The sequence below is a fragment of the Leptotrichia buccalis C-1013-b genome (assembly GCF_000023905.1).
Classification (GTDB): Bacteria; Fusobacteriota; Fusobacteriia; order Fusobacteriales; family Leptotrichiaceae; genus Leptotrichia; species Leptotrichia buccalis.
In genome coordinates this window covers 2,368,759-2,381,876 of sequence record NC_013192.1, presented here as the reverse complement: position 1 = coordinate 2,381,876, position 13,118 = coordinate 2,368,759, and the positions used below count along the sequence as shown (strand labels likewise).

Genomic DNA, 13,118 nt, shown 5'->3' with positions numbered 1-13,118 from the left:
TAAAAAAAATTATAAATATTTCAATTTTCCTCTAAAATCTTCAATAGTTTTATATCCTTTTTTATCCATAATAGCTTTTAACTCATTAGTAATTCTTTCAAAAGCTGCAGGACCTTCCTTGTGCAAAGTTGTACCAATTTGAACCATGCTTGCTCCGCACAAAATATGTTCAAAAGCATCTTGCCCTGTAAGAACTCCACCTGTTCCAATAATTTTAATAGATGGGTTCAATCTTTTATAAAATGCGTGAACATTTGCAAGTGCAGTTGGTTTTATATATTCTCCACCAATTCCTCCAAATCCATTTTTAGGCTTTATTACAACGCTTTCGTCTTCAATTACAAGTCCGTTTCCGATACTGTTTACACAGTTTATGAATGACAATGGAAATTTATTGAATACTGCTGCCGCCTGATCAAAGTGAACAATATCAAAATATGGAGGCAATTTTACTCCAAGCGGTTTTTTGAAATATGAAAAAATATCTGTCAATAATTTTTCGGTAGTTTCCAAATCGTAGGCAATTTGTGGTTTTCCTGGTACATTTGGACAAGACAGGTTAAGTTCTGTTATTCCGTTAAAATCACTTTCCTGAACTTTTTTCAGTAATGCGTGAGTGTCTTCTGTTGACATTCCTACAAGCGAGAAAAAGAAAGTTCTGTCAGGATGTGTTTTCTGTAATTCCAGTAAATAATCTAAATAGTAATCAAATCCTAAGTTTGGAAGTCCCATTGAATTTATGCTTCCTAGAGCTGTGTCATGGTATCTAGGCTCAGGATTTCCTGGACGTGACTGTAATGTAGCAGTCTTTGTAACAAATGTTCCTGCTGCGGAATTTATTACTTGTTCCAATTCATTTCTGTCGTAGCAGTAAACTCCCGCTGCATTCATAAAGCAGTTTTCAAATTTAAAGTTGCCAATATGTGTTTTTGTTGTTGCCATTTTTCCTCCTAATTTTTTTATTGAATGTGCAAAGCTAATTTATAGTATTGAAGAGCTAATTTCAATTGTTCAGCTTCTTCGTAAAGTTTTGCAACTTCAATGATATTGTCAGAAATTTTAAGATATTCATTATCTTTTAGATTTTGTTCAGCCATATCAACTTTTCCAAGTTTTATACAGCATTTCCCAAAATTAAATCTTAATTTTTCATTATCATATTTTGACATGTCAACTTTTACATCAGTACATGATTGCCCTTCAAAAAAATGGTTATAGTTTGTATAAGCAAGATTATAATTTTTTTCTTCTGAAAACATATTTCCAAGTAGTACAAAAGCTTCCAGATGATTTTCATCGGCAAGCAATGATAAATAATGCTTTGCTAAAGTTGTATTATTTTTATCAATATAAGATTTTGAAAGTATTTCTTGAGATTTTTTATTATCATAGTCATCAGCTGCTGTTTTCCAGTATCTTTCTGCAGATTCCAGATCCTTTCTTTCTTCAAGCAGCTTTCCAAGCAAATAATATGCTTCTCCATTGTCCTTAGCTTTACGAAGATATTCTTCCGCCAGTTCAACCTGACCGTTTTCATAATATATTTTTGCAAGGAGCACCTGTGCTTCCTGATCTCTCTCATCGGCAATAGGTTTTAAGTAATCTACTGCCAATTTTTTCTTTTTAAAATGATAGTAAAGATTACCCAAATTATACTGTGCTTTCTGATTTCCATTATTTATAGCCAGTTTATAATAATATTCCGCCAATTCAAAATTAGATTTTTTTCTATAAACGGTTCCAAGTTTGTCCTGCAATTCAAAATCTCCGCCATCAGCAATTTTTTTTAAATATTTTTCAGCCAAATTCAATTTATTATGTTTCAAATAAATATCCGCGAGAATGAGAAAAGCCTTTCTATTACCAGCCTTAGCAGCTTCCTTCAGATATTTTTCGGCTAGTACCTCAGAATTATTTCTATAATAATTCTTTCCCATTTCGTACATTCTTTCAGAATCGTTTCTTTCCCCATTTTCAAAATTATCAAATTCGATATTTTCCATAAAAATTACCCTCCAATACTTTTAAATTATTTTTTATTATCTGGAAATCACTTAAAGTTCTATAGTAATACCATTTTTTAACTAAATTCAATAAATGGCAAAACCATTTTACTCAAATCATAAATATTTATAGTTCTCACTAAGTTATTTTTTTAAAGGATTTGAGTATTATTATAAATTTAAAATAATTATACATGATATTACTATAAGTATACTATATTTTTTTATATTTGTCATACAATTTCAAAAAATATGGGAAAAAATTTTATTTTAATTAAAAATTAAATCTAAGTCCAGTAGTAACAACATTGTTGTTTCCCTTGCCTTTTCCACTGCTTATTTCACCATCATAGTTTACATACCATCCAAAGCTGGAATTTACTTCTGTCAATGCTCCAACTCCTGCCTTAGTCTTGCTCTTGGAAAGTCCTATCCCCTTCACTTTAAACGAACTTCCAGGTAATCCTGAATATTCAGCCTTGAAGCTTAAGTCCTCATCATTAAAGGCTCTCTGGTGTGTCACATAGCCTTGGAAGGTAGTTTTGCTTCCTCCATTCCATTGCACTGCCTTACCTACTCTCACTCCTGCCAATGCTGATGTCTGGCTGTAGTTCTTCTTATCAGATTTTAGTCCAAACTGGCTCTTGTCTTCCGAGAATGACCCCCTTGTTACCGTATCATGAGTAATTCCTGCAAACGGTGTCACAACAAAGTCTCCATTGCTGTTCTTAATGTCATATCCTGTTTCCACATATCCTGAGTAAACTTTATCATTATGGTTAATTTTTGCTCTTGAATAGTCATTACTGCTCAATATGATATCCCTTTCAACATCGCTGTCAACAAATCCAACTCCAAAACGTCCTTGTAAATACCAAGGGATATCCTTATTTCCTAATCTTCCGTATAATGAAACTCCAAAGTTGCTGGCATCTGATTTTCCACCATATCTGTTAAATTTAACGTCGGCTTTTGAATAGGAAAGTGCTGTCCCTAGAATCAGATTATCTCCAAACTGCTTGTCAATCCCAACTTGTCCACCAAAGACTTTTGTATCACCTTTACCATATCCGTTCTGTTCCAGCTTACCATTTGCTCCAAAACTTGAAACCCACAGTCCGAAATTATCTCCAACATTGTCAAGAGTTCCAAGCATAACTAGCCTATTTGACAAGTCCTTATTTACAGTCTGTGAATGCTGGAAAGTTAAAGCCTGTGCTGATGCGTAAATCTGTCCAGAAAGACTGTCCAGAATTGCTGCCCTGTTTGTAAGGTCAAGAGCCTGCAATGTAGCGGCTTTTTTTTCAAAGCTGGATAAATTTCCTGCTTTTCCATTTTCAATTTCTTCATCTAGCTTCTGGAACGCTGCTTCTATATTTTGTGCAGTATTTTGCTGCATTTCATCCGCTTTTGTTTCTTTTGCATATTCCAGAACATTTTTTCTGTTTAATTTTGTAGAAATAGAATTTTCATTTTGTTTAATATTAGCATTTAACAATTCATCAGTACTGACATCTTTAAAGTTTCCTTCAATTTTATTATCTGAAGTAATCACATCTTGTGTGATTCCACTAGACGTTATATATTTTCTTTCTCCATTTTCTTCTGGTTTTAATTCAAGTTGTGAATTATTTAGGCTGACTTGTCCTTTTACGTATAGGTTAGAGTTTAAATCAGCTATGATTTTTGAATTTCCTAAAGACTGATAATTTCCAATAATTTGTGTAGTTCCTGTATTTTCTAGTATTCCTTCATTCATAATATTATTTTGGATTAGAGCATTACCTGTAGAAAGAATAGCTTGTCTTCCTATACTTAATGCTGATTTATAACGTCCATTTACTCTTACTTTTCCCGCATTTACTCTAGTGTCTCCTGTAAATGTAGAATTTCCAGATAATATCAGTTCTCCTTCTCCATTTTTAATTAATCCAGCATCTCCTGAAATATTGTTTGAAAAAGTATAAGTACCACTCGGAATATTAATAACTACATTATCAGACAATGCAAGCTGTTTACTGAATAAAGCAGGTCCTTTTAACGCTTTATCAATGTTTAGAAGTCCCCATCCATAAATTTCATCGACACCTCTTTCTCCTATATCTGTAGCTGTAGATAAAATTGTTTGACGAATTAGGCTTCCATCCATCCAAGGGTATTTTTGTTTAATTAGTGCAGCTGTTCCTGTTACAATCGGTGCTGCAAATGAAGAACCACTACCGATGTAATATTGTGTTTTTAATTTATAGTGCTGATCTCCTAATACTGTAACAGTCCAATTCTTTGCAACTCCAGCTGGTGACAAAGCCTTTAAATTATTCCAATTACGGTTACCACTTTCAGCTCCTTCTTTTGCAGTTAAACCAACCACATTTATCCATCCTTTTTCTAAAGAACTATTAAAATAAGGTAACCCACCTTCAAGTGTTGGCTGCTTATCCGTAGAAACATTTCCAGCAGCCCATACAAATAATGAACCATTATTTACTTCTTCTTCATAAAATCTTACAGCAGCTCTTCCCATTTTATCAGCGTAAGTAGCAGTATCTGATTCCTGTAATGTATCAGATCCGAATGACTGGTTATAAATAGTGACACCTTTATTTTTCAATGCACGATACATATCTAATGATACTTCAGGATGTGTTTTTTCCTTACTTGAATCTTTAGGATCTGGTCCTTTCTTAGCAGCATCAACTATATATACTTTTGCCTCTTTTGCAATCCCTTCAGTAGAACCAGCTGCCAAAGCAGCCACAGCTATACCGTGATCTTCGTCTGGAAGATAAGAGGGAGTAAAGTCTGGAACCGTAAGTTTTTCTAAACGAGTTCCAAATTTTTCTGTAAGATCAGAAGCAAATGCTGGATTTTCAAAAGCTATATCAATAATTCCTATATTAACTCCAGAACCTGTTAAAGTCGTATCTGGCTTATTACTTGGATTGTTTTTGTTGTATGAAACTGTTGAGTCATTCCAGCCTATTGCTGGAGTGGAATCACTTGGTGTATTAGGAGTTGGAGTTGGTTTTATTGATGTACCGACTCCACCACCTCCACCACCACAGCTTATTACTAAAGCAGCTAATCCGATAAGTATAGAATTATTCTTAAAGTTGTATTTTTTTAAAATTTTTTTGACATCTTTATTAGTGCTATTTAAATTTTTAGTCATAATAATTTTTTCCTTTCAATATTTTTACATTTCGTTTTAAATTTTTGTTACCATGATTATTTTTGAGAACATTAATTTTATTTAAAAAATAATTCACAATTATTAGATTTTAATTATTTTTTATAATAAATTTCTAGTAGTATTCTACCATATTTTTTTTAGATTTTCACTATAGAATGTAAGTTTTTTATTTAAAAATTTCGCCAGTTTGCTTGTACCATAAAACTAAGTCCAGCTCATCCATTTTTATTTTTGAAAATTTTGAATATTCCCGCATTTTTTCTTCGATTTCATAATATTTTTTTTCACTTATGGATTTTGGAATTTCTTCAATTACATTAAGTTCTTTTAAATTTCTCAAAATATGCCTATCTAAAATTGCGATATTTTCTCCAAATCCAAGATTTCTCAACACGTGATTTGCTTCCTTTAATCCCATTCCCTTAACATTTTTCAAAATCCATTTTCTTTTTTCAAAAGTATCGTCAATTTCTGATAAAATTTTCTTAGGCTGTAATTTTCCATCTCGTGTCATCAGTTCACGAAATTCGACCAAATATCGCGATTTATTATTTTTAAATCTTACAATATTTAGAAACTCGACAATTTCTTCAGGCTCTCCATTGTATAGCAATCCATTTTCCACTAAATTTGTAATTGCTTGCCAAGCATTCTTAGCTTTTGACTGCGGCGTTAAAATACAAAATGCCATTTCTGCAAAAACTTCTTTTTCTGTGCCTTCCCAAGCCTTTTTATAATTTTTTATCGCTATATCAATATTTTGCTTGATATTTTTGTAAATTTTTTGAATTTCTTCGTTTTTTTCCTTATTAATTTTATTTATCATTTCTTTATTTTCATCTTTTAATTTTTTATCCATAGATTTAAAATCCTTATCAGTTTTATTTTTATATTTTATTTTTTCAGAAAATATTTTTTAACTCTCGTAAAATCACTTTAAAACTAAACTTAAAAGTTATGACTATTTTGTTCAAAACCTAGGTTTATTTAATTTTATCAGTTCGATATTAAAAGGAGTTTAGCATATTTGCAAAAAAATCGCCTATTTCATTAACAGTTTCTTCTGATTCCTTCAAAGGTGCTAAAATCCAGTCGTGGCACAAATTTTCGCCTATTTTTATTTCCACAGTCGTTCCTACTGCAATTTCAAGCATATCACTTAGTTTTAAGCAATCTGGATACAAAATTTCATTTGTTCCAAAAATCAGAAAAATCTCTCCAAGATTATCCATATTTCCATAAATTGGCGAAATTAACGGATTTTTCACATCCAAATCTCCTGCAAACTGCTTTCCTGTGACAATTAGCCCATTTAAAGGTAAAATTGGGTCTTTTTCTTCAAAATCTTTTATTTCTTCATTCGTCATAGACACATCTACCCATGGAGACATCAACACCGTTTTTGATGGAAAAGGTAATTCTTTTTTTCCTTTTAGCCTTTGTAAAAACGAAAGTGCCAGTCCGCCGCCAGAAGAGTCACCAAACAAGTAAAATTCATCATCTTTATACTGCTCGGTAATTTTTTCGTATGTATCCATTACTACTTTGTGGGCTTTTTCCACAGTATTTTCAGGAGCTAACGGATAGTCAATGAAAGTTATCTTCAAGTGATATGTTTTTACTAATTTTTCAATAATATTTTTGTGAGCTCGGACTGCACGCATTACATAAGCTCCACCATGAAGGAAAATCACATGTTTATTGGAACTTTTATTTGAAAAAACTGTCAAAACTTGAAATCCATCAATAAACTGCTCGTGCGTATTTAATGACTTATCAAAGTTTTTTTTATTTAAAAAATCTGTGTCCCTTCTTGGATTAAGAAAATCTTTTTCCTTATATTTTTTCATATTTACTAACTTCGCAATAGGTACTGCGATATCTGATAACAAGCTCATTTTTTATGAAAAAACTCCTTTCATATTTCATTATTTATAATTTAGATTTTTTTAAATCAAAATGTCAAATCCAATCAGATTATTAGATTGTTAAAGCGGCAAATATTAAAGTTATTAAATAAATTTAAGTTGTTACTTTTTTATTCTATAAATTTTATTTTGTCTTCAATTTCTACATAACGCTCTTTTCCAATAATCTTTTCCAAATCTACATTTGACCTTATGTTATTTTTTTCAATTTCAGGAAGCAGTTTTTTTATTTCCTTATTTGAAAATCCTATTTTTTTTAATTCCTTATCGTTTAATTTATTGATATTATACTTTACAATTTCACGTCCATAATTCTCTTTTGAATTTTTTATTTTTTCATTATCCACAAATAGAAATTTTTGTGCGATTTCTAGCCCTGTCTTTCCAAAGCCTGAAACATTTTTTACTTCATCAATATTTCTAATAATTCCAACTTCATCCCGATATTTTACAAATTTTTCAGCTTTATTTTTATTAATTCCCAATTTTAGCAAATCCTTGTATTCAATATTGTTAATATCAAATTTTACATTACTTTTTGTTAAATCAGTTTCCTTTTTCGCTTTATCCTTCTTATAATTTTTTTCCTTGCTGATTTCAATTTCAGGAATATTTTTATCTTCAATTAAAAGTCTTAAAAAATTACCTGCAATTAACAGCATCACAAAAATAATAACATATTTTATTTTCATAATAATCCCCCTTTGATTACTTTCAAAAATTTTAAAGTCATTCTAAAATTCGCTGCTCAAACAATGCAATTAATCTGATTTTTAAGTTTATAGTAACAAACTTACATTGAATTATACCATATTGATTTGTTATTTAACAGAGTAAAAAAATAATAATTTTAAAATCTAAATAATTTTAAAAAGAACAGGAAATTATAATGATTTTTCTCATTTTTCTTTAATCAAAAAATGTTATTATTATTGTGAAATAAATAGTTTTCTCCATTTATTTAACTTTTGGAGAAAAAATTGAAATATAGTAAGAGGTGATTATTATGAAAAAAATTAAAGAAAATGTAAAAAAACTACTTTCACATTTCAAAAGTGGATTTGAGCGATTTCCAATAACAATTATTTTAACTTTTATGCATTTCATTACAGGAATATACATAGCCGAAGTTAGAAATTTTCAATCTGATGAATTTATTGAAGTTAATCTTCTTTTGTTTGGCAGCATTTTTATTACAGGAATGTGCGAAATAATTCGGGAAAAGTATTTTTATGAAAAAAATAAATGGCTGGTTAGAGGAATCTATTCATTTATAACGCTTGTTTTATCAATTATTTTTTATGTAGATTATTTGCAAACTAATGATTATAATAATTTTAAATTTTGGGCATTGATTCCTATTTCTATTATTCTATTTGTATTAATTCCTATTTTAAACAGAGAAAATAAGGAAAAATATCTACAGTCTGAATTTTCAGATTTTGTTATAACCTATATCTTTGCAGCTGTTCTCTTTGTTGGAATTGCAATAGTTTTAACAACAATAAGTTATCTCTTTTTTAGTTCTAACAATGACTTCTTTTTCAGATTAACCACGTATTCTTTCTGGTTTATAGCTGAAGTATTTGGAGCATCGCTATTTCTATCTTTATTAAAAAAACCTGATGACGATTTAGAAAACTATAAATTTCCATCTATTTTCAATTTATTGATTAAGTTTGTAATTATTCCGTTAATTGTTATTTACACAGGTGTTTTATATATTTATATGGCTAAGGTTGTTATTTCTATGCAATTACCAAAAGGATTAATTTCTCATCTTGTGCTTTGGTACACAGCATTTAGTGTTATCATTATGATTTTAATAACACCATTTACACAAAAAGATAAATTCTTGGGAAATTTCAAAAAATATTTTCCATATTTTTCAATACCTTTAATATTTGCTTCACTATTTGCACTTTTCCAACGAATTTATCAATACGGAATTACAGAAAAACGGTACTATGTACTAATCTTAATATTCTGGCTACTTTTCTGCGTGATTTTATTCATCAGAAAAATGAATATTACAGGAATTTTCATAAGTTTAATCGCCTGTGTAGTAATCGCAGTCTATACTCCGTTTAGTGCCAAAAGTGTAAGTAATTTCAGTCAAAAAGAAAGATTAAAAAGAATGCTTGTAAAATATGGAGCATTAAAAGATGGAAAAATTTCTAAAATAACACAGAAACTGACTAATAGACAAGGAAGCCACATTCATACAACAATTCAATATATTTCTAGCAATAGCGACATTCAGAAACTAAATTTCAAAAATGAAAAAGGGGAAGTTTATTCAACTCTTGAAGATTTGGAAAAAGCACTGGATGTGAAGGAATCTTGGAAAGATTATTACATAGTTAGAAATGAAGATGAGAATGGAGAAAATTACGATGAAAAGGAAATTGTCGCATATAGAGTAAAAAATAGTGAAAATGCTGAACTTATATCCGATACAACAGGCTACGATAACTTTATATCTTACAAAAAAGTTGATAATGAAGACCCAATAAATCAAGAAAATGAATCTGAAAAATATAAAATTACAATTAAAAATAAAGTAATTACAATAAAAAGTAAAGATGGAACAGAACTTGCCAAAATAAATTATGAAGATGCAATAAGACAAATGGTATCAAAATTAAGAACTTCGAAATTACAAGATAAGAAAGATGTAGGATATGTAGTTTCACCAAAAGATTTGGAATATATTGGAACAGCAGGAAAAATTAATTATAAGATTTCCTTAGGAAATATTAATGAACAAATAGTAAATGGAAAATCAGAAAATTTATATTATGACGAATTTGATTTTATGTTTTCTGAAAAAAAATAAAATTTTAGTTGTATTTGATGCTATTCCCCATTAAAATAATGGAGTTTTTATAATTCCGTTTAGCAAGGGGTCAAGACCCCTTGTCAGAAAGTAAATAGGAAATTATTTCTTTTTTTCAAATGGAGTTTGATATGAGACTATAGTTGAGTAGATTAATTTTATCCAAAAAATAAAAGTCGAAATTTTTCTGAAATTTTAAATAAACAGATTTATTTCGACTTTTTTAAATTACATTTCTATTTTCTTTTTAATTATTTACCAAAATTTTCAATTTTCAAATTTACTAAAAAATCTTTTTATTTTATCTTTAAAAGAATGTGCTTTTTTATAATTTTTCTTGTTATCTAATGCTCCGTCAAATTCCCTTAAAATTTCTTTTTGTTTTTCAGTAAGATTTGTTGGAGTTTCTACTTTTATTTCGACAATTTCATCTCCTCTATTTTCACTTCGGCTATACTTAATTCCTTCATTTCTCAATCTGAATATTTTTCCATTTTGAGTTCCTTCAGGGATTACTATTTTTTTCTTGCCTTTAAGTGTAGGAACTTCCACTTCTCCACCTAAAATAGCTGTTGTCATTTTTAACGGCACTTCACAATGAATGTCATACTCACTGATTCTTTCAAAAATATCATGTTTCTCAACAGTCACATATACATATAAATCTCCAAAGATTCCACCATTTGCCCCTGCATTTCCACCTTCTCTTACTACTAATCTCTGTCCAGTTTCAATACCTGATGGAAATCTTACTTTTCTTGTATATGTTTCTTTTTCAAGACCTGTTCCGTGACAGCTGTGACATTCTTTTTCAGGTATTTTTCCTGTTCCATGACATTTATCACATTCTTGAATTACACTTTGCACTCCAAACATTGTTCTTTGCTGAAGTCTTATACTTCCTGAACCATTACATTTATCACAGGTTTTCATATGATGCCCTGGTTCAGCACCACTTCCATGACAAGTTTTACATTGTCCTTCCCTTTTATATTTTATTTCTTTTTCTGTACCAAAAGCTACTTCTTCAAGAGTTAATTTTAGATTATATCTTAAATCAGATCCTTGATGCACTCTTGGTCCTTGACTACGACTTCTTCCACCAAAAAAACTTCCAAAAATATCTCCTAAATCTTCAAAATCAAATCCTCCAGAACCGCTAAAGCCTCCAAAACCTTGTCCACCAAAGCCACCTGCTCCAGCTCCCCCATTTTCAAATGCCGCATGTCCATATTGATCATAAGCTGCCCTTTTTTGTGGATCGCTTAATACTTCATTTGCTTCTTGTACTTCCTTAAATTTGGCTTCAGCTTCAGGATTGTCCTTGTTTCTATCTGGATGATATTTTTTTGCCATACTCCTATACGCTTTTTTTATATCCTGTTCCGAAGCGTTTTTGGGTATACCAAGCACTTCATAATAATCTTTTTTTGCCATTTTCTATCCTTTATCCTTTCCACTTCTGCAAATTTTATTTTATCTATCATTTTTTATTTCAAATTATACAAAAATATAAACTGTCAAATACTTATCGCGAGACTTACTAATCCAAAGAATAACCACATAGTGTCGTTAATAACATCAAAACTTGTTAATTCCCACCATATTGTTGGACGTTCTAAAAATAACACTACCACAACAATAACAATAAAGAAGTATAAAATCCCTCTCAAAGGATCCTTTCCTTTTTCATCTTGCTTAACTTTATGAAAAATTGAACTTATTGAAATAAAAATGTAAGCCCCAAATAAAAATAATTTTAATTCTGGCCCTATTCTTATCAAGTGAATTATCGTAAAAATTGCCGCATCTGCAACCCCATTTTCAAATCCAGGCTTTACTGATTTATATATAAGAAAACATACTCCCAAAACAATTAAAAAATAAGCAAATATAAATATATGAATTTCTGGAATGAGTCGTGAATATCTATAAGCTAATATTCCAAAAGAAATGGAACCTATTAAATTTGCAATTCTATTCATCCTTTCCTTAAATGTATTTATCATTTTCACGTCCTTCTATTATAATATTCCACAAATATTCTCTAATTATTAGGAATTTATAATTTTTAAGTTTATATTAAACTTTAAATACCTACTAAAAATTATAATCATTTAATAATTGGTTTTAAAGCTAAGTAAACATATTATAACCTAATTTCCCAATAAAGCCAACACTAAATTTGAGTTTTTTCAATTTTTCGTTATTTTTTACCTTTTACAATTAATTTTGCAAAAAAGTTTTCACCATTTTCCAATTTTAGAATCCCTGTCTTTTCTTCCAATTTCCCTGTACAGTTTTCAAAATCTGAAATTCCATACCAAGGTTCTATACACACATAAGGAGCTTTTGGCTTACTCCAAAATGCAATATACGGGAATCCTTTATATTCAACGCTTAATTCTTTAGAATTTTTATTATTTTTTATTGTAACTTTTTCTGATTTTAAACCTTCAAATACTATTGCATCATCATCAAATACATTTTCAGTAATTTGAATCTTGTTAGTATTATTCAAATAATCAACTTTTTCATCAAAAACTAGCCCATTATTAGTAAGTTTATATTTTTGCGAAGTTTCATTTTTTTCAAATTCCAAGTAATAGTCATCTAATTTTAGACCATCGTTCACATTAAGTGCAAATGCAGGATGTGTTCCTAGTGAAAAATACATCTCAGAATTATTTTTATTTACAACATCATATCCAATTTCCAAGATACCGTCATTAACTGTATAAGTTAAAAACAAATCAAATTCAAACGGATATTTTTTTAAAGTTTCACTATTTGAAGAAAATCTAAATTTCAAAGAATTTTCAGTTTTTTCAACAAAATCAAAATCTTCTGTTCTTGCAAATCCATGTCGTGTAGTGATTTCATAGTCTTTCCCTTTATAATTGTATACTCCATTTTTTATGCTACCTACAAACGGAAACAACACAGGTGAGCTGGCAGCCCAGATTTCAGGATTTCTATCCCACATAAATTCTTCTCCATCTACCTTGTAACTTCTCAATTCAGCCCCTCTATCAGCAACTGCGATTTCAACATTTCCACATTTTAAAGTTCTTACTGTACTTTCCATCTTTAACACATCCTTCTCTTAAAATTTTTATTTATTTTGATTTTTCATTTTCGTCATTGTATCAAAT

Annotated in this window: 10 protein-coding genes; 1 reads left to right on the top strand and 9 read right to left on the bottom strand. The window is 29.7% G+C overall.

What is annotated here, in order from left to right; all coding sequences use genetic code 11:
• Positions 1-9 precede the first annotated feature (9 nt).
• The 6 genes from LEBU_RS11175 to LEBU_RS11150 form a co-directional block, all read right to left on the bottom strand.
• Entirely contained in the window at positions 10-942 is a 933-nt protein-coding gene (locus tag LEBU_RS11175) for a dihydroorotate oxidase (protein ID WP_015770420.1), read from the bottom strand.
• 17 nt (positions 943-959) lie between these two features.
• The gene (locus LEBU_RS11170; protein ID WP_015770419.1) at positions 960-2,003 is read right to left on the bottom strand and encodes a tetratricopeptide repeat protein; all 1,044 of its coding nucleotides are present in this window, start codon (positions 2,001-2,003) and stop codon (positions 960-962) included.
• A 274-nt stretch (positions 2,004-2,277) separates the two neighbouring features.
• Positions 2,278-5,175, bottom strand: coding sequence for an autotransporter domain-containing protein (locus tag LEBU_RS11165; protein ID WP_015770418.1), 2,898 nt, complete (start codon positions 5,173-5,175; stop codon positions 2,278-2,280).
• A gap of 187 nt (positions 5,176-5,362) precedes the next feature.
• Positions 5,363-6,055, bottom strand: coding sequence for an N-glycosylase/DNA lyase (locus LEBU_RS11160; protein ID WP_015770417.1), 693 nt, complete (start codon positions 6,053-6,055; stop codon positions 5,363-5,365).
• A gap of 148 nt (positions 6,056-6,203) precedes the next feature.
• Entirely contained in the window at positions 6,204-7,094 is an 891-nt protein-coding gene (locus tag LEBU_RS11155; protein WP_015770416.1) for an alpha/beta hydrolase fold domain-containing protein, read from the bottom strand.
• A 140-nt stretch (positions 7,095-7,234) separates the two neighbouring features.
• Positions 7,235-7,816 carry a helix-hairpin-helix domain-containing protein gene (locus tag LEBU_RS11150; RefSeq protein WP_015770415.1) on the bottom strand — a complete coding sequence of 194 codons (582 nt, stop codon included), beginning with the start codon at positions 7,814-7,816 and terminating at the stop codon, positions 7,235-7,237.
• 314 nt (positions 7,817-8,130) lie between these two features.
• Here LEBU_RS11150 and LEBU_RS11145 point away from each other — a divergent pair, with 314 nt between their 5' ends.
• Positions 8,131-9,963: a DUF4153 domain-containing protein gene (locus LEBU_RS11145; protein ID WP_015770414.1), complete on the top strand. Its 1,833-nt coding sequence runs from the start codon at positions 8,131-8,133 to the stop codon at positions 9,961-9,963.
• A 267-nt stretch (positions 9,964-10,230) separates the two neighbouring features.
• Here LEBU_RS11145 and dnaJ read toward each other — a convergent pair whose 3' ends face one another.
• From dnaJ to LEBU_RS11130, 3 genes are all read right to left on the bottom strand, one after another.
• A complete protein-coding gene (gene dnaJ / locus LEBU_RS11140) occupies positions 10,231-11,400 on the bottom strand; it encodes a molecular chaperone DnaJ (RefSeq protein WP_015770413.1) in 1,170 nt (389 codons plus the stop codon).
• Between the two features lie 83 nt (positions 11,401-11,483).
• The gene (locus tag LEBU_RS11135) at positions 11,484-11,972 is read right to left on the bottom strand and encodes a hypothetical protein (RefSeq protein WP_015770412.1); all 489 of its coding nucleotides are present in this window, start codon (positions 11,970-11,972) and stop codon (positions 11,484-11,486) included.
• A 197-nt stretch (positions 11,973-12,169) separates the two neighbouring features.
• Positions 12,170-13,051, bottom strand: a complete 882-nt coding sequence (locus LEBU_RS11130; protein ID WP_015770411.1) for an aldose 1-epimerase family protein — start codon at positions 13,049-13,051, stop codon at positions 12,170-12,172.
• Positions 13,052-13,118 lie beyond the last annotated feature (67 nt).